Below are 24,339 nucleotides of genomic sequence, written 5' to 3'. Positions count from 1 at the left end.
CCAAATGATAGGAAACCTACATGAAACTGACAAAGCTCAATATAATTCTAGCCAGCACCTTATTTTTAAGTGCCGGTACCGCTAGCGCACAAGGGTTAGTGACCAAGCATAAAGATTTTACTAGCTGTCAAACATGTCACCGTGAAGATATGAAGATTGATGATGCGTTAACGTTGGAAAATGCTGCGTGTATTGATTGCCATGGTGGTTATGAAGAGCTTGCATTGAAAGAGAGTCACGGCGTAGACCCACACAATTCGCACATTGATTTAGGCACTCTTAATTGTACGACTTGTCACTCAGGTCACAAAGAGTCGTCATTGATGTGTAACTCGTGCCATGACTTCGATTTAAAAATGCCTTTTGGTGATAATCAATGGCGCCCTACAGCACTAACGGTTGACCAAAAACAGGTGGATAAAGCGATTGCAGCGGGCCCTATAGAAACCGTTAATATTGTGGTTATAGGCTCTGGCGCCTCAGGCACTACTGCAGCTGTATCTGCTGCAGAAGCAGGAGTCGATAACATATTGATTTTAGAAAAAGAGCCTTTACCTGGAGGTAACTCTATGTTGGCGGCTGGGGGCATGGCTTCTGCAGAATCTACAACGCAAAAATCACTAAATATAGCCGACTCAAAAGAGGTTTGGTATCAAGATACAATGAAAGGAGGCTATCAACATAATGATCCTAAGTTGGCTAGAACATTAAGTGATAATGGCGCGGATGGAGTTGAATGGTTGAAGTCTTTGGGAGCTGATCTTAATTCTGTTGGTCGACCTGGCGGGCATAGTTTTGAGCGGGTTCACCGTCCAACAGGTGGCGCAAAAGCGGGTCCACATATAATGAAAACCCTTATTGCAGCGACCGAGAAGCACAATATTGAAACCAGAGTTAATGCTCCCGTCGTCAAACTTGTGGTCGATGATAATGATCAAATTAAGGGTGTTGTCGTTAAAGGTCGCTATCAAGGATATTACATGGTAGGCGCTTCGAGTGTGGTCATTGCCTCAGGTGGTTTTGCTGCAAATAACGATATGGTGTCAAGCTTTCGCCCAGATTTAAAAGGTGTGGCTACCACAAATAATAAGGGCAACCAGGGTGATGGTATTACGCTAGTGAAAGAGATTGATGGAAAAGTTAAGGATGTGAAAGAGATCCAGCTGTTCCCTACTGCTGCTAAAGGTAAAATTCTCATCACGGGTACGATACGCGGTGCTGGTGCAATTTTACTGAATGATGAAGGTGAGCGATTTGTTGATGAGCTTGGGACGCGAGATGTTGTTTCTGCAGCGATAATAGATCAATCAAATAGTCACTCTTGGATGCTTTACGATCAAGATGTGCTTAATGAACTCAGCCAGCTAAAAGGCTTAGAAATTCTAGGGTTAGTTGATATCGTCAATAGCTACGATGAACTCGAGGCATTGACAGGAATGCCAGCGAAGAAGACTAAGGACACCCTCGATAAATATAACGAATTTCAAAAGAATGGTAAGGATCTCGCATTCGAAAAGAAATTTATGAAAACGGATGTTAAGTTTCCCATATATGTTGTTGATGTTGCACCCGCGATTCATCACACAATGGGAGGTATTGCTATCAATGAAAAGGCAGAGGTTTATCTTAATAACGGTAAAAAGGTAAATGGCCTTTACGCATCAGGTGAAGTGACTGGTGGCGTCCATGGTAAAAATCGCCTTGGTGGTAATGCGATAGCAGACACGGTTGTGTTTGGTCGTTTAGCGGGTAATGAAGCCGCTAATGTGATCAATAATAGTTCCCGCTAAACTGAGCTTGTAAATAACTCTGTGTAATTGCAGTTTTAAATGTAGTTTTTTAGGACGGTCTTCGAACGTGATGATAAAGCGATTCAGGGCCGTTTACTAATTTTTAATCGGCTATAGTTACTTTGATGCAGCCCCATAATGGCAAAGTAAACGTCCAATGGATGACAGCTAACAGCATTTATCAGAGTATTTGAAAATACCTGTTTACTGATATATTCGGGGTCGCTCATGACAAATCATATAACAAGCGCGCATTGCTAGCTTCTACTTCAGCAACGTAGCTCATTTAGTATTACCAATATTGAATTTCTACTACAGCATAATGTAACGATTACCATCGTCTACATAAGCAACTTACCGCAATCAGTGAGATCATAGCCGCCAAGCGTAGCGGCGAGTTGAATTGATTTTGGCTCTTGAAACATACATAAAAGTTGTTGTAATTGGCGTCTAAAGTAGATGCTTTGCGGCATGACAAAGTCAAAAGACTCAGTAAGAATGGGGACAAAGCTTAGTCCGCTTTCAAAGGCTACAGACTGACAACCAAAGCCGATATCACCATTATGACGGGCAATATAACCTGCCAATTCACGTTCGCTTTGGGCTACGATGGTCGAATTAACCTCTTCAAAATCGATGTCTTTTGTTGCTAGCCATTGCTCAAGGTGTTGCTGACTGCCAGATCCTGCCTGACGGGCTATCCAGCGCCAGGATGGTAAAGAGGTACTCGCAGAGGCTTCAGTTAGCGTTTCGTATTTAAGGTGCGTTTCTGGGCGCATCATTAAACCTTGTTTACGGTTAAAGCCATGCAACATTAGCCATTGCTGGTGGTTTGGATATTTTTTTAATAATTCAAGATGGCTTTCATTGCTGTCTTCAAGCCTACCCCAGTGCAAAGCACACACATCCGCATAACCACGGGATAATATATCTAAGCCTAAGCTAGAACCCGTCGAGCTATAACTGACCAGTTCACTGGTGCCCACCTGCGACATCACTTTTGCAACTAGCATTGACAATAATGGGTCATCACTGCCAGTAATGTGCATACGGTCTGACAATATGCCACTGTGACAAGATTCCATTATCCATCTGTCGATGAGTATCTTAGGGAATAACCATTTTCCGGTAATTTTACTTGCCGGTAAAATGCAGTCATTGGCCATTGAATAGACTTTTTTTTCACTGAGAGAAAGGTACGCTGATACTTGCTTCACACTCATGTAAGTTAATTCGGCGGGCTCTGTCATTGGTTATCCTTTGTGGTGCTGAGGTATTTATCTTTTGAAAATAAGCATATTCAGATTTACATCATTACATAGCTATGTTGAACAAAACACTATCTACAGTGAAAACGACTATTCGGTCACATTTGGTCTAGCAGGTTAACGGCTTAATTTGTGTGATTATCTGAGCAAAGCGCATTAGGGTTTTTGAGCATTAATATGTCGGTTATTCACTCAATTTGGAAACCATTCCAAAACACTTCACCTGTTACATTTTTATTGAAAATCCTACCTACAATTGATTAGTGACATAAAAATAACCACTTTCGACATAATTTAACATTGGTTCCCATTTTGGAATCGATTCCAGTTCTATTATATCGGTGTCAATCAAAACAAAAGGGTGATGACCGATGACTAAAATAGACTTATTGGGACGCCGTAAATTTATCACGGGTTTAGGCGTAGCAGCTGGCGCGGCAATGGTTGCTCCTGCGATGGCAGTATCAGAAAAAGCTGCAGGTGTTAAGTGGGATGAAGAATTTGAAATTGTGATTATTGGTTCGGGCTTTGCCGGATTAGCAGCAGCAATCGAAGCGAAAAAGCTTGGCGCCAAAGATGTGCATATTTTTGAAAAGATGTCCTACTTTGGTGGTAACTCCGCCATTAATGGCGGTCTGTTTGCTGCGCCGGGAACGCCAATGCAGCAACAAGAAGGCGTTGACGATTCAGTTGAGCGCATGGTAGGCGATCAAATGAAAGCAGGTCGTGGTATTGCAGATGAAGCCTTGTTACGTCATGTAGCAGAGCATGCTGTTGAAGCACTGCAAATGACCTTAGATGCAGGTTCTGAATATCATCCGTATTTACAACAACTTGGTGGTCACTCAGTAGCTCGTACTTATCAAACAACCGTAAGTTGCGGCGCGGGGATCACTCAGCCATTACTTAAAAAATGCCGCGAGTTAGGTGTTAACACCCACAACCGTTCGAAGTTTGAAGGCTTCTTAGTCGGTGAAAAAGGTGAAGTATTAGGCGTTAAAATGCGTCAAAACTATCACTTTGAAGAAGACCAACCAGGCAAAGTGATTAATGTGAGAGCGAAACGTGGGGTGATCATGGCCACTGGTGGTTTTGCTCAAAATGTTAATTTACGTATGGCGCAAGATCCAACACTTACTGCTGAAGTGGGTTGTACCAACGCACCCGGCGCAACAGGTGAAGGCATGTACGAAATGTTCCGCTTAGGCGCGGTGCCAGTTCATTTAGCTCATATTCAATCTGGCCCATGGGCATCTCCTGATGAAGGGGGTTTTGGCTATGTGTCTAACTACTCAATTTATAATTTCCCACATTCAATGGCGGTAAACCGCTTAACCGGTAAGCGTTTCATGAATGAAATTGCGGACCGTAAAACCCGCGCCGATGCTGAGTTAAGTTGTCGTGACGAGCAAGGTAATCCATATCCTCCATTGCTGATCACCAGCTATAAGGATTCTAAAAAGCATCCAAATACCAAGAAGGTGATTAAGTATAACGTCGGTTGGAAGTTTGAGTCGGTTGATGAATTAGCGACCCATTTCAATGTGCCACTTAAAGCACTCAAAGCGCAGATTAAAGAATATAATCAATATGTTAAATCTGGTGAGGATAAGCAGTTTGGTAAGAACATGACCAAGGCTGCTGGTAAGTACATTGAAGCACCATTTACCGTGGTGCGTTTATGGCCAAAAGTGCATTACTGCCAAGGTGGAGTGCAAATTACTACTAAAGCTGAAGTGAAAGACAGTTTCACAGGACAAGCGATAACAGGTTTATTTGCTGCAGGTGAAGTGTGTGGTGGGATCCATGGGGTCAGCCGTTTAGGAAGTTGTTCGATACCTGAATGTATGGTGATGGGTATGACTGCCGCTCGTAGCATGATGAATGCTTAACATAGCAAGTAAACAAGAGGAATTATTGATGAAAACATTAAAGATTATGCTTGCACTGGCTATGCTTAGTTTCGCCAGCTTATCAGCTCAATCAGTAGAAATACGTGACTACCATAAAGACGTTATCGGTAAAGATTGTAAAGCGTGCCATGACCAAGGCATGAAGCAATATCCATCTGATGAATCGTGTTTAGCGTGCCACAATGTAGATGATTTAGCTGAACAAACTGCTCGCAGTGAAGAAGATAAGTGGCAAAACCCGCATAACAATCTGCACTATGGTAAAGAGCTACCTTGCCAAGAGTGTCACAGCGAGCATAAAGCGAAAAAGCCACTGTGCAGTAATTGTCACACCTTTGAGTACGGCAAGCATAAAGAATAAGCTTACAGCTTAGTGTTATCCCCAAACAAAAGGAGCGTTTATCGCTCCTTTTTTATGTTTTTATTTCGGTAGCAGGTGTTTAAAAAGACGTTTTAAGAGAGGGTTAAACCTTTGCAGATGCCAGTGATACCACATTGGCTTTGATCAAGTTGACTAATTGCTCCGTGACAGGGCTTTGAGTTTCTGGATTAACGTACACCGACTCATTAAATACCGGCAATGGCGGCAAACCATGCTCAATAGGATCCAATATTTGCATCTTATCGTTAATGCGAAATTCAGCAATAGGGGCAATGGCTAAGTCATTTTCCACCGCCATGCACAGCGCATTAGGTGAGGGTGAAGACAGCAATACATTGATTGGTCGCATCGATAATTGATGATTAGCAAAAACTTGCGCTCGAATTGGGCAGTTTTCAGGATACAGCGCCATTGGAATGGTACTGTGCAAATGGGCATTGCCATTTTTAGCTGCGACCCAATGAAATTGGCGTTCAAATAACAACTCACCATTAACGGGAGCCTGCCAGTGGGTGGCCACAATCACATCAAATTCACCCTGTTGCAGCCGCTTATATAAGTTGCCGCTAACATCGGTATCGATCACTAATTCAATGCGGGTAAATTCACGAATAAATTCTAATAAACAACTATTTAAATAACGTTTAATGTAATCAGTTGGGACGCCAAAGCGAATAGTTTGTTTGTTGGAATTATCTTTAAGTTCATCCAATATTTGTGAATTGAGTTGGATCATCTTATAGGCGTAATTAAGTAGGGTTTCACCGGATTCAGTCAGTGACACCCCTTTGTTATCTCTAAGTAGCAAAGTTTGACCGACACTTTCTTCAAGCTTTTTGATTTGTAGGCTTAAAGCTGATTGGGTGCGGCAAATTTTTTCTGCAGCTTTAGATAAATTGCCACACTCGGCAACCGCAATAAAACTTTCTAACAATTCAACTTTTAACATTGGCTATTACAATTGTTCATAGTGGTATTAGTATTACTCAGTATAGGGTTTCCTTAAAGCTTGTTATTGTTTGAATGTGAAGTTGAAACAATAAATTTACATAAAGTATACCGAGGTCAGGATGAGCAGTTGGGATCAGCGGGGAGACTATTTAGTTGAGGTTTCTCAAAGGTGCTTAAAAGGACATAAAATCTTTGATTTATGCCGTTCTCACTTGGTGAAAGCAAGTCAAATATCCAAAGGGACAATCTACAATCACTTCACCACTGAGGCTGATTTAATCGTGGCAGTTGGCTGTGCCCAGTTCGAGCAGTGGTTAGCGCAAATTGAGTCAGATACAGCAATGTACCCCGATCCCTATCAACGTTTTATTTTCCATCACTGCCAGCGTTTGTTTAGTATTTTATCTGAGCAACATTTTGTCATTGAGCGGGTTCTGCCCAATGAAACTCTACTGAATAATTGCAGCGATTATTATCGTCAACGTTATGAGAAATTGACCGCTGAGTCTTATCGCTGGAATGAAAATACCATACGTGAAATAGGTGAAGTGGCAGGCTTTGACCGGGTTGAGTTGGTGATGAATTACTTACGCGGCGCAGTAATTAATATCGATGATGGCCATAAGCAGCATGACGATCCTAAGTTATATCATCAATTTAGTTATGCGTTAACGCAATTGCTAGGTCACTCAGCAAAACGTATCCCCACAGAAAAAGATTTTAAAAGCTGGCTGAAAACCAAAGTGCATACTGCACATTAAGCTGTCAAAAATAAGCGATTTTGATTTTGTAGTTAAAAAAAGCGATAAAAAAGCGAGAAATGACTTCTCGCTTTGCTTTAAATCATTATTTAACGATGACTTATCTCATGGTACACAAGTACTGCCACACGTGGAATCTGGAAGATTTCTGTAAAGCCTTTAACAACAAGGCGTGTGTGTATTTCCCAGAAAAATGAGTTTTGAAAGTTATTTTTTCCTAAAAATGTAGATATCAACATATCATTTTCCAGATTATTTATCATTAATCGAATTATTTTTTAGTATCTTTATTCCACTCAACTTGCTTCCAACAACCGTTCTCTTTCCAAACAACTCCTTCAGCTCTTCGTCCGCAAAAATTCTTGTTGCTTCCATTGGGAAAAGCACTCCGTTCAGCAATCATAAGCCAAACTGGTTCGACTCCAAATTCTTCAGAATAAGAGTTGAGAACGTCTTCATCAATAATGACTGAGGTTTGTTCTTCGAATGAGCTATTTGCTTGCACTACTATATTGCCAAGATGATCTATCCACTGATGAGGGTTCTTTTCAGACATTGAAATTTTCAGCTCATCAGCAAGCCACTTTTGTGGCATATAAAGAGAAAACCCATCAGGAAGAGATTTATCAAGGTGGCTCTCCCAAATGTAGTTAACTACAGGAATTGCAAATTCACATTCATCAGATGAGCGTTCTGTATATTTTTCCGATGGCCAAGTTTCACGCCAATATGCTTCACGCAAGTAAGGTCCATCAGTAAATTCAACTGGTCGGTAAGAGTGACCACATACTGACTGCTTTGACTTAATCTGTGCCGAAAACTCCTCTGCTTTGCCTCGTTTTACGAATAAACAATAGAAAAATCTGAATTCTTCATATCGAAGTCCATGCTCACCCGAGCAAGGCTCATCATACTTTTGTTTATCTAAGTTGAACTCATATAAGACCAGCCAGCTCTTACCTTCCTTATCAACTTTTACAATTTTTTTCTTCATAGACTGAGTTGGATCTTCGTCAAAAGGCCAGAGCTTAAGATATTCTTCATTAACTTCTGGGAGTTTGATATTAGGCTCTGTCATCCAGATGTTAGAGTGAGCATTAGGAATTATGCTTTGATTCCCATTAGGCAAAATTGTAGGCTCAATATTACGACGGAAATCTTGGTGGCTATACCGATAGATATATGGTTGTTCAGGCCAGCCTTGCAGATACCAGAAGTTATCGGCCAGACGAGCTTGTAGTTCATCTAGGGCAATACGTTGATATTTTTTGCCAATTCGTTCCAAGTCATTTTCATGTCTCGAATTAGTAGAACCGTTTCCATCCCTAGGGAACAACTTAGAGCTCCAACCTAGGTCATAAGCCCTCTTTGTGATCCATAGTCGGCACTGCTGAACATCTACTTTGTTAAATTCTTCGTAGTCACCTTCATCGAAATACTCAGTCTTAAGTCTTGCTTGCTCCTCTTCATTTAGTAGATCTTCTAAATGACGTAGGGCATTGTTTTTTTCTTCTTCAAGATGAGTGTCTTCTGAGTAGTCTTCCCTTTCATTATTGGCAAACTGTGACATTATGGCCATGAGTGATGCTTTTTCTAATTCATCTCTAGCCCAAATACGCTCACTATAAGGTTGAATTACATCTTGGATAAAACGATGTTTACGTTTTTCTTTTGATATAGGTGCTGGCTTATCAAGTGCTGTAGTCAAAAAGCTATCGACGCGTCCTGGAATACTGTATTTCCCATAATCCCCCCATTCACTAGATGCAGAATCGAAGATTTGTTTCCCACCGCACGCTTCAGCAATCGCCTCAACTTCTTCATTATTCAGATCAAACTTAGGTACATTATTCTTAAATGGGGGATAGCAATTTTCTAAAATAACTTCATCGCATAGGGCACCCTTTGCATCGGCTAGTTCAATTATCCCCAATGCGTAGTCTCTGGTAAGCAAAGCTACTGGTGGTTTTTTATCTGCAAAAATCTTTGTATAAGTGTCCTCTGAGTAGGAACTTAATCGTTCATTACTCTGCTCTATACAGCACGCACCAAATGCAGCAGCATACAGCCGCTCAATAACATATGGATCATTACAGTCATGCATTTTATCGAGTAAAAAGCCATATATTCCTAAATTTGATAGAAATAGCTTGGTTAATGCCTTTGTCGCTCGGTCTCGTAAGGTCTTGTGTGACGATGACAACGACCATACCAATACGATAGATGCCAACTCCATGTGCTTAACATCGGCAGTTCGTCCTGATACTGATAATGCCCACGATACTACTCGATCAATTTGGCTAAATTCTTCTCTTGAAGCCCAATTTATCCAGCGAGTCCAGTGATGATCTCTTTCTGGCATTGAGAACTGCACTAGATGAGTATGTAAACGCATAGCATTAAATGGATGCTCAATTGTCATCGATACTTCTAATAAAAGCCCTAATGGCTCTACGTAATGGTCGTCGAGTCGATTTAATAATTCCCTTGTCGAATCCGTGAAAGCATCAGGATTTCTCCATTTAAAACTTTCTCCAAATCCCACTTGAAGTAGTTGTTCTTCTTGCCAGTGTTGTTCCCAATTGGGCAATGTTTTGGCAAATTCTAATTTAAGCTTCTCTGGGTAGACTGTAGATAACGCGCTAACCAATCCCGCATATTTGTATTTAACGGCATGCTCTAAGTTGCCACTGTAAAATAAAAAATTAAGTGGTCCATCTTCATTGAAGGCTTTACTGGCTTGTTCTTTAGTTAACTTTTCAACCAAAGCCGTTGCCATGAGATGATCTTGAAATCTTTGAAACGCAAAGCGTATCAACTCTGATGGAGGATTAAAGGGGTCTATTTCTTCTGAATAAGGAGGAGGATCGCGACGAAACAAACTTGTTTGAATCAGAACCTCAAGCCAAGTTTTTCCTTCTGGTGGGGTTCTATCTTTAAAGCTTTGCTTGGCAAGGGTTGTAGCCTGTTCAAGTTCTACATAGTCGCAAGCATCTGCTGCCATTTTATTTGCAATCAACCTGACACACTGCAAAATTGATTTTGAAATAGTACTAGAGTCAGCTGTTTCTACTCCTGTACGCCAACTTAAAGCATCCAAATAGAGCACCATAATTTGAGATATACCAGTTAGGCCACGTGGGAACTCCTTTTTACCTTTCGCGAGCAAAGCTTCACTGGTACTTTTTAAAAAAAGAGGGTTACTAAACTCTGGTGACAACCATGGTGTATTTGGTCGAGCTATTCCTTTGGTATCAAGATATCTAATCGCTGCTCGCTCCAGCTCTTTAGGTGTCGAAAATCCATTTATCTTAAATTTTGGTAAAGTTGCCTTGAGGGAGCCAGGGAGTGAGTATGGTAGATACTCTTCCCTACATGAGAACACTGCTGCCAAATAAGGAAACTTTTTAATTTCATTAACAAACTCGGCTAAGTTCTGTCTCCAGTACTGGGCACCCACACCTTCGTTAATCGCATCAAATAGAAGAAGAGTTCGCTTACCTATTCGCTCCCCTGCAGCGTTAAGCAACCCCAATACATCGCCAGCCGATTTTCCTTCTATACCTAATAGATCTGCGAGCTGTACCCAAAATGCTGAATTTGAAAAGCTCTGACCTAGAACTAGAATTGTTGGCAAGCCTTCGCTTTCTCGTTGCTCCGCGATCTGCCCAAGAATATGAGACTTTCCAGCTCCTGCTGGTCCATGAATCATCGCACATTGTTGTGCTTCAGCTTCAACATTGGGATGGCAAAGAATGTCATTCAACGAACTGACAGCTGAATAAATCGCACGCAGGCTTCCTAATGCGCCTTTGAGTTTTTCACTATCACTCTCATATAGTTCATTTTTGTAAATTAAACTGTATTGGTTTTCGAGTGAGCTTACAGCTTCACGGAGAGAATTTATTGCATTGACTGTAGAGTCAGTGTCCCACGTTTGACTAAAGACACACTGAAATGCGTCTTTATGTTCTATTAATTCACTCAACGCTTTAGTGGCTAGCGAAAATGCATCAGTACCTGGTACAGGCTCTATTGATAAGAATTCAGCATTCGGGATTCTTGTTTTTGTTAGTTCATTAAAAGCATTTATTAACTGCTTAGTAATTCGAGGACCACGAGTTAAAGTATCAAATAAGGCTTCAATCGTTACTTCTACGTGGTCATTAGGGTTAAAACGATCGTCTAGTGTTCTTTTAGCAACATCGACTTGGTTTTGAAACCAAGCATCGTTTAAAACTACTTTGCCAAACCAATACTTGACCAAAGGAGAGTTCCCTTCTCTGAGAAGCATGTCTCGCAGGTCGGTTTCTGACCAAAGTCTAAAATTAATTTCAATAGCTTTTTCCGCTGCCCAACCTTTCCACTTTATAACATGCTCATCCCACTTTTCCCTTTGAGACTTACCTTTCGTTCCTCGAGTGGGAGTAAGGTCCTTTGATAATGCAAAAACATATTCTTGTAGTTCTGGGTGTACTTTTAAAGCCTGTCTTACAGACTTGTCCATTTGTTGCCACTGGGAGTCATCAATAGAAAGGAAATACTTCGCCTGATAACCAATTTTTCTTCCACTATTTAAAATCCATATAGCTTCTACACCACCATCACCTCCACAACCATCATTGGATTGGTACTCAATTCCGTTTTCATGTTTTTCACGGCGAGCAAGTACACAAATAAGATCTTCAAAGGATTCTCTTGGTCCTTTGTTAAATGCATTGATGGTAGAAAAATCGATCAAAATTTTGGTTCCCTTATAGAAATCACATATGAGTAACTGAGGAGTTGCTTACTCTATTTATCAAGCTCTTTACTCATTACGAAGCAGTAATTGTTGTAATTCATTGGCGATGAGATCTAGCGAAGCAATTACACCGTCCATTACGAAATCAAGTGCCTTTCCATAACCGCTACTTAGGTTAGCCGTATCAAAACCAAGCTTTTGCAAGGTATCTATACACTTCTCCATTGCATCATGTGCATCAGCTATTCTAAGGTCATTGTTTAAAAAGAGGGGAGCTAATTTCGGGTTTAGATCTTTCCAACTTTCAGGCTCATGCTTGGATGAAAAGTCATTAACGGTTTCCTGTTGACTGTTTAAAGGTTCTAGTATGTTTAACAAAGATTGAATGAGTTTTAGATTGCCTAGATCTTTTATTTTGGCCCGAGGGCAACCAGCGTGAACAAGAAGAGACTTAAGGTAACCTTTTGGAATTTTTTGTAATAGCTCATGCATACTTTTACAGCGAGTTAAAAACATTTGCTGGGTCATATCGACAGGCGCTACTTGCGCTAGGCGGCTTAGCATTGGATATTTTAGCCACCCATTCGCTTCAAATTCTCTACGACTGAATCCTGTTAATTCTTCGGCAGAGTTCATCAGCCCTATACTATCTCCTAGTTGTGATAGGCCATCACCCAAATCTAGTAGTGCATTTAGTAACCGTTGCACCTTATTGACGATATGTTCTTCATCTAAGTCAATATGCTCCAAATCAGTGGGATCAATGACATGCTCGTATGCATGAACAATTTCACGGTCTGGTTTAGGCTTATATAATTCTCTCATTGGAATTTTTATTAGATTTCTACCGACCCGTTGGCATTCAGTGAAACTCCACTGTCCTTGATAGGAAGGGCTGCAATTCCATTTCGCCCATGCTTTGAAGGGGGTTGTATCGTAAAAATTACTTTGTTCGTATTTTTCTAAAAATCTATCATTAAGATAAACTGGGTTATGGCGTACCAATGAGTTTGCTAGAGTATGAGTCATAGGTTGTTCCTCTCCAGGCCAGAGGAGGTCATCTGCATTTTGCTCACTACACAGCTCCGGCATTACTGCTTCAACAGAGGCCCATAGTTGAAGAAGAAGCCCATTGTTATGCTCATGAATGTCCAATTCATACCAATTTACACCTTCAGTAGGCTTTAAGACGACATGAGACTTACCATCCATGACTTCACGAATTTGAGCTGTATCTTCTAGTTGTATTTGATAGAAAAACACTCGAACGCCTCGAGCTCCCCTTAACCACAAATATCGCCTTAGATATTCATTCGACATTCGCCAGCATACGTTTCTTTTTAGTGAACGGTGATAGTTGGTTGAAATGTCACCATCTGCCACATCAAACTCAGGAAGACTTAAATCGTCGTAAATTAAGCGTTGCTCATCATTGCCAACGCAGCGTGGTGATAACCCAAGAGTCATCCAAACTTTTTCAGACAGACTATATGAATAAAATGAGTTACAGCCCCATGCCGCAACGATGTAATCGTGGCCAGATAAAGAAGGGGTGAAATTACTTGTGCACCCTATGTGATCATTAATAGGAACTGAAAATTGAACAACGCCATTTGCTGCTTCTCGCAGAGTTTCAATTGGTTGATTTTCAATGCCGCTGACTACGGCCATTTGTAGGTGAAGGTGCTCAGCATTTGGACCATATTGATCGGTCTCTTGCATGGCGGCAACTTCTACTCTTATATTTGCTGCAAGACTAACTGGAGTTAAGAGCTCACGAAGCTTTGGCGGCAGTGATTCCTCTGGTATCGGAAACTCGGCAAGGTAATTAAATTTCATTTTTAAGCCTTATGTCCTTGAACATTGATCTGGTGAGAAAGCAGTTCAAATTAGGCCCAATGAAGTGGTATAGATAAATTCTGGGAGGATGAACAGCTCTGTATTAAGGTATTTCATATCATTAGTTTAATACTGATATGGGTTTTAATCGCTATTAAAATGAATAGTAATATCTCTTACTTATAACCGTGCAAGCAAGAGATATTTACTTAAAATATGAAGCAAAACTAAGCTGCTTTAAGTTTTATATCTTCGCTTAAAAAGCTTTCAATATCTTCAACTCGTAATGCATGCAGTCGAGGAGCTATGCTCTTTTGCCCATTGAGAAACTTAATTGCTCTACTATGTTTTAGTAGCTCGCCACCACCACAAACCACCAAGTAGTTATCATGTGTGGTTCGAGCCGCATCTAGAGCTGTATAGCCGAGTTTTTCTATTGTAGTACCTGTAGACTCCTGATACTTAGCTACGATTTGTAGCGTTCGCTTAGGTGTGTACAGGATATAATGAGCATGATCACTTTTATCCGCAAAAATACTCGGATATTTAATGTTAGATTGATAAGTGAAAGGTGCTTTAGTGTTACTTGGCACAAAGCCCATTTTTTCAAAAGTGGTTGATATATCTTTTAAAAGCGTTTTTCTACACATATTCAATTCTCCGAATAGCGTTAACAAAATTATTGAGTGATGCTACTGACAATTCAGTAGCATCTATTGATCGCTTCTCGGTTATCGAGGAAGGGATCGCAGGTGGCTGCTTACGTATTCTTGTCGACCGTTACGGCGACGAATATATGCACAAACCAGCACATCTTTTTGTCGAATACTCATATGAGTTTCCTCCCAAAAAAGATTGAAGAGGGAATTCTGCTATTGAGGTGAACACATTTGAAAGGTATGATTGCGAAACAAATCTGAGCAATCTTGCCTTTCTGTGGGCTTGAAACCTCTTTATGTTGGGCCTTATTTAGTCTGTTGGCGCAGAGTAAATAATTCACGTCATAGTAAAAGAGCACTTTTAGTATTAACTGAAAGTGCTTTTTTATTTCTCTTTTCTAACCCCCTTAAATGGGGTGCCGTCTTGCTTTACATCCATAAATTGTCCAGTGTTTGCATCTCTTTTCACCCAATGCCCCGATAGTGTTTGTGTTTGCGAACGCTCACGGACCATTCCGTGTCGACGGTTATCACCTGATTTTCCATTTGTAGCCATAAGGCCTCCTAATTTATAACGTAAGTTTGTTGGGTATTTGTCCTTCTTGCTCATTATACGATCGATCACCGTTCGGGATCAACAGGCACTGATAAAAACTAGATGTCAAATATAGTTATTGCGTAAACTATCTTGTTGTCATTCTGTTTTTTGATGTCATTAATGTGTACATGTGCCAATCTATAATCTAAAATTAAAACAAAAATAAAGAATGGATACTATTTATGATTACATTCGAAACATTAAAAAATACCTACCCAAAAATCGCAGACAGACTGGCTTTTATAGATTTTATGCTTAGATTTACAGGCGTAGTAAAACGTTCGGATATAAGTGAAATTTTTAACCTTTCTGATGCAGCATCTTCCAAAATTATAGCAAAGTATAGTGAGTTAAAGCCTGGTAATATTGAATATAATCGGACAGTTAGAGCTAATGCTATAGTTAGGGGAAGTTTTCAATCGCTATTAGATTTAGACTCTGAGACTGCTTTGGGAATGCTTGCAAATGGTTTTAATAAAAATAAGTTGTCCAATCCTGCGAGGACAGCAATCCCTTTTGCCAAAATAGGACGAGTTCCTAATAATCTGTCTGCAGATTCAGTAGCAATGATTACAAGAGCTATTAATGGAGGTTACGCTATTAGCTGCTGTTATATATCTGAAAATAGTGAAAACCATGATAGGCGAGAAATTGTTCCTCTTGGAATTATGCATGATGGTTCACAATGGATGTTTAGAGGTTATCACCGGAATGATTCTAGAAACATATTTTACAAGAATTTTCATTTCTCTAGGGTTAGAGAAATAGTGGAGTGTTCTCAAGACAATAAATATAAAGCAAAGCCTGAAGAAACTCTTGAAGCGGATAAACGATGGAACTTAATTTTACCTTTGCAACTAAAGATCCATCCAGATCGAACTCCTGAAGATGCAGATAGGATTCGCAATGACTTTGGCATAGCGGAAACTACCGATGAGCTAACTATTGAGGTGCGATGTGCCATTATGTGGATTGTTGAAAAACAATGGTTCATTGAAAAAAAGGTAAACTCTGATAAGAAGAATAAACAATTTTTCAAATTCAAACTCATAAATGCAGAGATGCTAAAACTTATAATGGAAACAAATTTATAGATGAATTTCTGCCAACTTGTTCACTTTACTTGTGATTTTATCGAGAGTTAGGCTGCTATTCATATTTAGTGTGTGTAATTTGAATAGCTAAATAAGTCCAAAAACTTTGTTTAAATATAATAGGTGTCAAAATTATAAATGGTGACACCATCTAAATTACTCTCTCTTTAGAAAGGTGAGTCAAAAGTCGAAATAATCTTCTCTCTAAATCTGCCTAAAAGCTCTATTGATAGGTTGCTTGAGCTGGTAACTTGAACATCTTTAATTGTTCGATTCAGTAATGCATTAGTCTGTTTTTTATAGAAAATATCACCAATACTAAGGGTAAAAGAACGAGATTCATTGGGAAGCAGGCTAGATTTTTTCTTATAAGAATATGTTGTTAATTCCATACTGCCGTTAGGTTTGGACTCTCTAATAACAACATGGCTATCTGGGAGTTCAAGCTCAATTCTATGCGCAAAACCGACTAGTTTTGGTTCAGCAAAAGTGAACAGCCATGCTTGTTGATCTAAAGCTCTAGTGGTTCTCAATATACGCCCCAAGATTTGTCTAAAGTACAATTCAGTTTTAACTCTGCTTAGGTGGTAGTAAACCTGTAATCTGGGGATGCCAGTACCTTCACTAATCATTCCAACACTGATTTGTCGTGCCTAAATTTGTTGATTGTGTTGAGTGTTGTGCTTAATGACCCGTTTAAGGTACTGCTATACACCTGTCTACTATACTCACATGCTGCTCTTAGATGCTTCTCCAGCAGCAAGACATGGTAGACGAATATCTTCGATAGCTATCTTTCAATTTCTTTTTAGTTAATAATTCTGGTTAACTTGAACAACAAGAAGCTCAACATAAATGAAACCCAATAAATCAGTCCTTATCACAGATCTAGATAATACGCTCTTCGACTGGTTTAACATCTGGTATAAAAGCTTCAAACCAATGTTTGATAAAGTTCTTGAAATCAGTGAAGTTGATAGTGCAGCCCTTATCGCTGAGATTAAGGCAGTTCATCAAGAACATGGCACTGCTGAATATGCATTCTTACTTGAGAGTATCCCAGTACTTCAAGCAAAATATGGAACCAGTGAAGCAATCAGAAAAGCTATGACACCTGCAATTGAGGCTTTTAGAGAGGCTAGGGTTAGTACTTTAAAACTTTACCCTACAGTTGAAAGTACTCTGCAAGCAATTAAAGAATCAGGTGCGCTTGTGGTCGTCTACACGGAGTCTAAAAGCTATTACTCAAGCTACCGAATTAATAAGCTTGGTCTCGATAAATATATTGATTACCTATTTACACCACCAGATCATAAGCTTCCCGATGACAAGTACAAAAGCTCTTTCAATTTCCAAAACGTAATTCAGCATGTAACTCCAGAAGGTGAACTAAAGCCAAACCCTCAGCTATTGAAAGATATTATTGAAAACGTTGGTTCATCAATATCTGACTGCGTCTATATCGGAGATAGTGAAATGAAAGACATTGAAATGGCGCAAAAAGCTGGTGTAGATGATGTTTTTGCAAAATATGGTACTGAGCATTTTAATGATGACGAAGAAGCTTACAATCTACTCAGATCTGTTACCCATTGGACTGACCAGGATGTTGCGCGTGAAAAAGAGATAAAAGAGAGCTCAAGCGGGGCAAAGGCTAGCATTGAAGTTAATACATTTAGTGAGATCATGGAACATTATAACTTTGTAAAATTTAAAGGATAACAATGAGTAATCAAAGCATGGAAATGCTAAAGCTAAAAGTCGAAATATGGAAGCAAGTAATTGAAACTCAGCAACATTTCAACGACTTGGAAATGAAGGTTAGAAACTATGGCATCCTAATTGTCTCGGCTTTAATTGGTGCGGCCGGGGTTAGTTTAAAGTCCGGCTACTTTTTATGGGGTATTTCACTAGCTTTCTTTTTTCTAATAGCTAGTGCCTTATTATGGCTGTGCTTTTATTTCGTCGATACATATTGGTATCACCCACTACTATTAGGGGCGGTAAGAAAAGGAGTTGAAATAGAAGATGAGCTAAAAAGTGAGTTTCCCAACATAGACCTAACTCATAGAATCGGAAAGGAAAGTCCTTCAAAAATATTATTTTTTCATAAACTTACAAAAGATAAGAAACTACATAGCACTCACAAAGCCAACATTTTTTATCTCAGTGTAGCGGCTCTAATTTTTTTGTGTGCAACAGCTTCATTTTTTGCCAAAAACACACATGATGCAGATAAAGCAGTACATGCAAAAATCGATCTTGAGATAGCAACTAAAAACGCCGAAACAGCTGAACAGCTGGAGTTGTTGTTAGCTAAAATTCATAGTGCAAATAAAGAACTTAACCAAACAATTTATAAACTTAGGCAAGAGCAAAAGCAGTTCTCACAGTTGAAGTTGGAAGTTAAAAACCACAAACAAACTACAGAAATGGCTGATCAGAAAAACTCTCTAAAGCAGTAATCGCTAACACTCTGAGCCGCCACTAGTTTCACTAGACGACTTTTAGCCTCATTATGGACAGCCCCGAGTCATATGGATAAATGTCACTTGCACATAATCAATGTAAAAAAGCTTATTTGTGGTTAGAAAGGAGAGTCAAAAGTCGAAATAACCTTCTCCCTAAACCTGCCTAAGATCTCTATTGATAGGTTTGAAGTGGTGAATTGAACATCTTTAATTGTTCGGTTTGGTAATGAACTAGCCTGTTTCTTTTCGAAAATATCACCAATATCAAGTGTAAAACAACGAGATTGGTTGGGAAGCAGACAGGATTCTTTCTCATAGGTAGATGTGGTTAATTCCATACCTCTGCTAGGTTTCGACTCTCTGATTACAACATGGCTCTCTGGGAGCTCAAGCTCAATTCTATGTGCAAACTCGACTAGTTTGGGTTCTGCGAAAATGAAGAGCCATGCTTGTTGGTCAATATCCTCAGTTATCCGCAAAATGCGCCCTAGAAGTTGCCTAAAGTACAATTCGGTTTTAACTCTGCTTAGGTGGCAGCAAACCTGTAGCCTTGGAATATCAGTACCTTCGCTTATCATCCCTACACTAACTATCCATTGTGAATCATCATGCCTAAATTTGTTGATTGTGTCCGATGGAGTTACTTCCTGATAAGTCACGATTGTTGCTGTTTGCTGGAACGTATCTTTGAGTGTTTTTAAAATATAGAATGCATGTTCAATTGAGGATGCTACGACTAATCCAGCAGCACTAGGGTTTAGTTGTCTGATACTCTCTAGCTTATCAATTGCTAGGTTTAAAACATGATGGATCGCTAAGTCATTTTTGATGACCGATTGGTATGAAATTGATGAGCCTTTGAAAAGAGCGTCAAAACTGTTGAATGTTTGGATCTCATTATCTTGGTTTGTAACTAATAGTTCTTCGTTATCAATTAATACTATTTTTGGATTCCGGCAAACACCATCTTTCACGGCTTCTTTTAAACCGTAAACATAGTCACATTGAATTTGGTTATCAGGGTCTAGATATCGAGATAAGACAATAGGGGCTTGATCTGAGCGCCAAGGCGTACCTGTCAAAGCTAAGGTGTACTGCGCTTGATCTTGTATGTTGAGTAAGATCTCTTCCCCCCAAGCATTGGCATCTTCAAGAGTACTACCAGAGCAATGATGGATTTCATCAAAGATTACCAATACTCGATTTCTTTTTAGTAACTGCCAGAAGTCTTCTTTAAAAGACAGCATACCTTGGTAGGTATAAGAGCAGCCAACAGAACCAATCACACCATCAAAGCGGCATTCCAGCCGGAGTGAAAATGTTTTTTGAATCCCTTGCAAAATATTCACTGAAGGTGAAAAGCAAAGCACGAAATCAATAAGGTCTTGTTCAAATAATCTAGCAGCGACCTCTGCTGCCATAATCGTCTTACCTGCTCCAGGAGTTGCTAAGCAGAGGAAGTGCCTTTGATTGGCATGAAAATGCTTTAGAGCGCGATTGACGCACTCTGATTGCCATTGTCTTAATTGCATTGAAGTTACTTCTGCTGATGCGCGATTACGGACTTGATAGCTTTGATCTGCCCAAGAAGTTTTGAGCTGTTTTCACGAGCAAGCATGTATTGAGACTCAAGGTGTTCCTTCATCTCTGGGAAGGATTTATATAACCGCATATATTCTTCTGACTCTCCAATGCAGGCTAGTAGATCAACTTCAGATTGTTTGAGGCGTTCTTTTAGTTGCTGGATATCGTCACGTTCGGCTTTAGCTTTTAACTTTGGTGATAGCTTAATGTCTTCACTAGATTCGTTTATAACGAAATGAATTTGATTGAATAATTCTGTTTTTTGGTAAGCCATAGGTTTCGAGTTTTTGCTATTAACTTTTCTTAAGCCCCCTTTTTTTACAAGCCTGCTGACCTGCCTGTAAATAAACTTATAGGTTTCACCGACACTTTGGTTATTAGTTGAAGTTGCAAGAAATGCATCGCGCAGCTGCACTACTTGGAAATTATTAAAGTTCTCGTCCTGGAGAATAGTATGCAAATTAGGGCATATTTTAATTGAAACTTTTGTCATTACTTTCTCACAAGGGGTTAATCGTTAGTTCTAAGGAGTAAAAGAACATTATAAACTAAATGCGGATTATAATCCGTGGCTTTATAAGCCGCAACTTTGGATAGTCTTTATCTTTAACGAGATGAAAAATGAAAGACTTAGCAATCCAATTTGGCATAAAGTTACGGCGTAAGCGGAAAGAAATGGGGATTTCTCAAGATAAACTGGCGCTTCTAGCTGAGATTGACCGCAGCTATGCAGGTCGAATCGAACGTGGTGAAGTCAATATCACGCTTGAAAAAGCATACCAATTGGCAGAAGCCTTGGGTTGTGATGTAAGGGAGATACTACCTTAAGTTTTCGAGGTATTAACCTGCTATAAACTCAGTTGGAATCTAACGAATAGAAACCAGTTCTTGCGATTGAAGACAATGCGACTCTTTCTTTGAAAGAGGCTCGATTGACCTAAGTTTCAACCATATTAATTATAGTGTTTCATTTTTACCTAATGTAAGTTGGAAGTGTGCCTGATTGGACTTACCAAGGTTATTGCTACGGAAAGTAAGTAAAATAAAAGGAATTAACGATGAAAGTCACTGCTACTGTCACAGTATCCATTGCTACTTGTATCCTGCTAGCCAGTTGCAGCTCAACTCCTGTTGAGCCTGGAGAGGTCAAAGCTAAATGGTCTCAGAATATGAGGCAATTAGGAATTGTCCCTGTTTTTCCGCCCAGAGAAGATCTATTAGTTGGTGATATTTATTCTTATAACTACAACCCTGAAAATGAGAAGCTTACAACACTACTGAATACCGATTACGATGAGTTAGAGCCTCATGAAAAAGCGATTATCAATAAACTTGGCATGTCGCCAAGGCTTGCACGATTCGATCTAGAAACAGAGCTTAATAATGAGTACGAAAAAAGCTTATCAGCCCCTGCGACCAGCAAAGACTATAATGATATCCTTGATAACCCCGCAATAGCTGCAATGGATAGTAAAATATCGGCCAAAGCTAGCGAAGTTGCAGCTTTTGATACTGCAATCACCAATGCAAAAAATAAAAAGACTCAAGATGCTAATAACTTATTATCATTAACGCATAAGAAAGAAGATGCAACTGCTGCCGCAATAAAAGCAAACGCAGTCTTATCAGATGCCAAAAAACGCCCTGATACTCCTGCAGATACATCTGATCTTGATAAACAAATTCAAGATCAAAATGTGATTAAACGTAGGCAGGAGGATGCTGTAGTTCAAGCCGCTTTTGATGTTGTAGAAGCAGGTACTGATCAAGGAAAATTAGCCATAGCAAATACGGCTAAAAGAAAAGCAGATTTTGAGCTAGCTAAAACAAACACCAAAATTACTAGGCTCGAAGAAGATAAAAACAACCTCAAAGGCACTCCATATAATCCTGAAACTGAGCAGTCCGCTTACGATCAAGCTGTAGTAGCGCAAGATCAAGCGGATAGAGATTTACTAGTAGCTAAGCGTGATAAAGCTAAAAGCGACGAGAGTAATGATGCAATTATTTCAGCAAAAACAGAAAAGAAAACCGTTGCAGAGACTAAGCTCACTGAGCTTAAAGAGACTAAAAAGAGCTTAGTTCTTGTTGGCTCACAAACACTATTCAAACAACCAAGCTACAAAAATACAAACGTCTTTAACGCAGAAATTTTATGTACTCCTGATGCAGATGATCTGAGTAAATGCACAAGAACCCACGAACAGACCAGAGTTAATCGACTAAGGCTAGTCGCATTTCCTGAGTTTTCTAGCACAACAGTAAGCCAGAGTGATTTGTCGGCTCTTATTCCGGCAGAAGCTTTATCATTGAACATTACAGCATCTTCAGTTGAGTCTGTGAGCCTTAAAATACCAGCGGCAGAATCATATAGTCTTTCTACGGAGACTGTTTTTAAAAAACTGTTCACGATTGATAATAGTACAGGTGAGATTGGACCAGATACAGTCTTAGCTGGTTATCTGAAGGTTGCTCAATTTCTACAGGAAAAAAGCTCTAGTAAATCGAAAGAGGAGTACTTTTATCTTCGAGTTATCACAGAGGTTTATTATGCAAGAGCGTTCGACATATCCATATTTGCGAACAGCTCTTTTGGTGGTTCACTCAATTATGCCAAACCTCCAGAAGCGACAACTTCAGGTGAGGCTATAAATGAAAACTCTGAGGATTATTCATATTTCAATGGAGTTATAGACTCAAGTACTCCTGCCGATTCTGGTAACTATCTTTCAAAGCTTAAAGAGAATCTTACAAACACTAGCACGGTACCAGGTGGAACAATACAAGTACTACATAGCAGTGAAAGCGCGATAGGTCTGAGAAGGGTGTACGATCGCCCAATAGCAGTCGGTTTTAGAGGGATGACTATTAGAGCTCAGTACTGTGAAGAGGCTAATTGTACTCCAGTCATAGTTGGTATTGATATGACCGACGGAAATTCTTCTTCTTATGTAAACTGATAGCAGGAAGTATTGAGTTGCATCTCTATTTGCCTCAGGGTAGACATCTAGCTTTCAATCTTGAGAGGCTATTGCAATTGAATTAGAAATCCAATTATATGAGTAATGGATGCAACGCTCAGTGATTACCAATTAGCTAAAGGGTATACTTTTATTTTCCTTATGCTCCAGCTTACTTTAGGGCGAGCTAAATTTTTAGATATCGAAATGAGTCTAGTTGGTTGAGTTTTGCAAACTCTCGCGCCTCATTTTTTGTCTTAAAAGGGTGTATATCAAGCTCTCGTAACTGTTCAATTGCGTTTCTTGGGCAAGAAACCATCCAATCATTTTCACCACTCATGAAGCTTGTGGGTGCTAATTTTACTGTACGAACTTCACCGTTATGAATAAACGTCTTTGTGAGTGATTCAATGTAATCTAATTCAGGGAGAACTTGCTGGCATTTTAGGTCATAGAATCTTGGATCAGAGTGCATAGTTATCAAGAAGTACATTTTTAATTCTCACTTACTATATCGTTATCCAGTGGCCCTACTGCGATTTGCTTACCCAAATCGAATCCTATCATTATTTCGCAAATACTAGGGTCTAGCTCAAGCTGTTGGCATACCCGATTGGCTTCGAGTACTTTTTTAAATGGCTTGGCTTGGTCAGGGAGTTTATGCCATCCCTTAAGTATACGCTCAGATGAAATGTCGAATTTTGCTAAAAACTCATCTGAGTCTGCGCGGTAAATCAAGTAACCAAAGAATGGAATATGTTTTTCCACCCCCAAGTTCTTTCGTATCGTCTCAATATTGGGTTCATCCATAAACACCTCTTAAAAATCTAAAAATTTAGTTAGTAAAGTTACATTAATTTGTTGGTGTAAATGAGGCAAGCTTTAACTGGTAAGGCAATGTACTCAAGATCACTTTGAGTCGTTGGTCTTAACACTTTTAAAATTTGTTTTTTGACCTGATTTTGCTAATGTATCAAGATGAGTTTACATAATAAAACTCTATTTTTTTCAATGGACTCAAGTGTGGCTAGCTGTTCAATAATTTATAGGTAGGAGTTGCATGGACGATGAACAATTAGATTTAACTGTGGATATGGTAAGTAGAGTACACCCAGTATCAATAGTAATTAACTTTCTGTTTATGGGGGTTCTGCTTTCTGGGCTATATGGTTTCTTTTTTGACAACAAGGCGTTTAGCGGTATAGCAATTTACATCTTTACAGGCTTTGTTGTTAGGTTAGTGCTTAGCGGTTTTTTAAAGGCGTATTTACACTCGAAATATAGAAAATTGCTAAAAAATGATGGTAAAGGCGAAGTAAACTAAC

General features: G+C 39.5%; 20 protein-coding genes. 10 read left to right on the top strand and 10 right to left on the bottom strand.

What is annotated here, in order from left to right:
- Positions 1–20: 20 nt before the first annotated feature.
- Positions 21–1,790, top strand: a complete 1,770-nt coding sequence (locus Q4591_RS07175) for a flavocytochrome c (RefSeq protein ID WP_303460204.1) — start codon at positions 21–23, stop codon at positions 1,788–1,790.
- 341 nt (positions 1,791–2,131) lie between these two features.
- Here the strand turns inward: Q4591_RS07175 and Q4591_RS07170 are convergent, their stop codons facing one another.
- On the bottom strand, positions 2,132–3,040 hold the full coding sequence (locus Q4591_RS07170; protein ID WP_303460201.1) for a helix-turn-helix transcriptional regulator: 909 nt from the start codon (positions 3,038–3,040) through the stop codon (positions 2,132–2,134).
- Between the two features lie 389 nt (positions 3,041–3,429).
- On the opposite strand from Q4591_RS07170, the gene Q4591_RS07165 reads away from it, so the two are divergent.
- Complete coding sequence (locus Q4591_RS07165; protein WP_303460198.1) at positions 3,430–4,950, top strand: flavocytochrome c; 1,521 nt, start codon at positions 3,430–3,432, stop codon at positions 4,948–4,950.
- A 28-nt stretch (positions 4,951–4,978) separates the two neighbouring features.
- On the top strand, positions 4,979–5,332 hold the full coding sequence (locus tag Q4591_RS07160) for a cytochrome c3 family protein (RefSeq protein WP_303460194.1): 354 nt from the start codon (positions 4,979–4,981) through the stop codon (positions 5,330–5,332).
- 103 nt (positions 5,333–5,435) lie between these two features.
- Here Q4591_RS07160 and Q4591_RS07155 read toward each other — a convergent pair whose 3' ends face one another.
- Positions 5,436–6,302: a LysR family transcriptional regulator gene (locus Q4591_RS07155; RefSeq protein ID WP_102439371.1), complete on the bottom strand. Its 867-nt coding sequence runs from the start codon at positions 6,300–6,302 to the stop codon at positions 5,436–5,438.
- Positions 6,303–6,423: 121 nt separating this feature from the next.
- Between Q4591_RS07155 and Q4591_RS07150 the strand changes: the two genes are divergently transcribed.
- Complete coding sequence (locus Q4591_RS07150; RefSeq protein WP_102439372.1) at positions 6,424–7,065, top strand: TetR/AcrR family transcriptional regulator; 642 nt, start codon at positions 6,424–6,426, stop codon at positions 7,063–7,065.
- A gap of 271 nt (positions 7,066–7,336) precedes the next feature.
- On the opposite strand, the gene Q4591_RS07145 is transcribed toward Q4591_RS07150, so the two are convergent.
- The 4 genes from Q4591_RS07145 to Q4591_RS07130 all read right to left on the bottom strand — a co-directional run bounded on the left by Q4591_RS07145 (position 7,337) and on the right by Q4591_RS07130 (position 14,863).
- Positions 7,337–11,806: an ATP-binding protein gene (locus Q4591_RS07145; protein ID WP_303460191.1), complete on the bottom strand. Its 4,470-nt coding sequence runs from the start codon at positions 11,804–11,806 to the stop codon at positions 7,337–7,339.
- A gap of 69 nt (positions 11,807–11,875) precedes the next feature.
- Positions 11,876–13,648 (bottom strand): hypothetical protein, encoded by a 1,773-nt coding sequence (locus Q4591_RS07140; protein ID WP_303460189.1) that lies wholly within the window; start codon positions 13,646–13,648, stop codon positions 11,876–11,878.
- A 227-nt stretch (positions 13,649–13,875) separates the two neighbouring features.
- The gene (locus Q4591_RS07135) at positions 13,876–14,298 is read right to left on the bottom strand and encodes a PD-(D/E)XK nuclease superfamily protein (protein WP_303460186.1); all 423 of its coding nucleotides are present in this window, start codon (positions 14,296–14,298) and stop codon (positions 13,876–13,878) included.
- A gap of 394 nt (positions 14,299–14,692) precedes the next feature.
- Positions 14,693–14,863: a hypothetical protein gene (locus Q4591_RS07130; RefSeq protein WP_303460184.1), complete on the bottom strand. Its 171-nt coding sequence runs from the start codon at positions 14,861–14,863 to the stop codon at positions 14,693–14,695.
- 224 nt (positions 14,864–15,087) lie between these two features.
- Here Q4591_RS07130 and Q4591_RS07125 point away from each other — a divergent pair, with 224 nt between their 5' ends.
- Positions 15,088–15,999, top strand: coding sequence for a WYL domain-containing protein (locus tag Q4591_RS07125; protein ID WP_303460181.1), 912 nt, complete (start codon positions 15,088–15,090; stop codon positions 15,997–15,999).
- 167 nt (positions 16,000–16,166) lie between these two features.
- Here Q4591_RS07125 and Q4591_RS07120 read toward each other — a convergent pair whose 3' ends face one another.
- Positions 16,167–16,532, bottom strand: coding sequence for a hypothetical protein (locus tag Q4591_RS07120; protein ID WP_303460178.1), 366 nt, complete (start codon positions 16,530–16,532; stop codon positions 16,167–16,169).
- A gap of 322 nt (positions 16,533–16,854) precedes the next feature.
- Between Q4591_RS07120 and Q4591_RS07115 the strand changes: the two genes are divergently transcribed.
- Both Q4591_RS07115 and Q4591_RS07110 read left to right on the top strand, forming a co-directional pair.
- Positions 16,855–17,721, top strand: a complete 867-nt coding sequence (locus Q4591_RS07115; RefSeq protein WP_303460176.1) for an HAD family hydrolase — start codon at positions 16,855–16,857, stop codon at positions 17,719–17,721.
- 2 nt (positions 17,722–17,723) lie between these two features.
- Positions 17,724–18,464: a hypothetical protein gene (locus Q4591_RS07110; protein WP_303460173.1), complete on the top strand. Its 741-nt coding sequence runs from the start codon at positions 17,724–17,726 to the stop codon at positions 18,462–18,464.
- Positions 18,465–18,586: 122 nt separating this feature from the next.
- On the opposite strand, the gene Q4591_RS07105 is transcribed toward Q4591_RS07110, so the two are convergent.
- On the bottom strand, positions 18,587–20,002 hold the full coding sequence (locus Q4591_RS07105) for a DEAD/DEAH box helicase (protein ID WP_303460171.1): 1,416 nt from the start codon (positions 20,000–20,002) through the stop codon (positions 18,587–18,589).
- A gap of 5 nt (positions 20,003–20,007) precedes the next feature.
- The gene (locus Q4591_RS07100; RefSeq protein ID WP_303460168.1) at positions 20,008–20,547 is read right to left on the bottom strand and encodes a response regulator; all 540 of its coding nucleotides are present in this window, start codon (positions 20,545–20,547) and stop codon (positions 20,008–20,010) included.
- A gap of 128 nt (positions 20,548–20,675) precedes the next feature.
- On the opposite strand from Q4591_RS07100, the gene Q4591_RS07095 reads away from it, so the two are divergent.
- Both Q4591_RS07095 and Q4591_RS07090 read left to right on the top strand, forming a co-directional pair.
- On the top strand, positions 20,676–20,882 hold the full coding sequence (locus Q4591_RS07095; RefSeq protein ID WP_303460166.1) for a helix-turn-helix domain-containing protein: 207 nt from the start codon (positions 20,676–20,678) through the stop codon (positions 20,880–20,882).
- A gap of 230 nt (positions 20,883–21,112) precedes the next feature.
- A complete protein-coding gene (locus Q4591_RS07090) occupies positions 21,113–23,014 on the top strand; it encodes a hypothetical protein (protein ID WP_303460163.1) in 1,902 nt (633 codons plus the stop codon).
- Positions 23,015–23,509: 495 nt separating this feature from the next.
- Here Q4591_RS07090 and Q4591_RS07085 read toward each other — a convergent pair whose 3' ends face one another.
- Complete coding sequence (locus Q4591_RS07085) at positions 23,510–23,824, bottom strand: hypothetical protein (protein WP_303460162.1); 315 nt, start codon at positions 23,822–23,824, stop codon at positions 23,510–23,512.
- A gap of 250 nt (positions 23,825–24,074) precedes the next feature.
- Here Q4591_RS07085 and Q4591_RS07080 point away from each other — a divergent pair, with 250 nt between their 5' ends.
- On the top strand, positions 24,075–24,338 hold the full coding sequence (locus Q4591_RS07080; protein ID WP_303460160.1) for a hypothetical protein: 264 nt from the start codon (positions 24,075–24,077) through the stop codon (positions 24,336–24,338).
- The last annotated feature ends 1 nt before the right edge of the window (position 24,339 follow it).

The sequence above is a fragment of the Shewanella sp. 3_MG-2023 genome, from assembly GCF_030548765.1.
Classification (GTDB): Bacteria; Pseudomonadota; Gammaproteobacteria; order Enterobacterales; family Shewanellaceae; genus Shewanella.
This window is presented reverse-complemented; position numbering and strand designations above follow the sequence as displayed.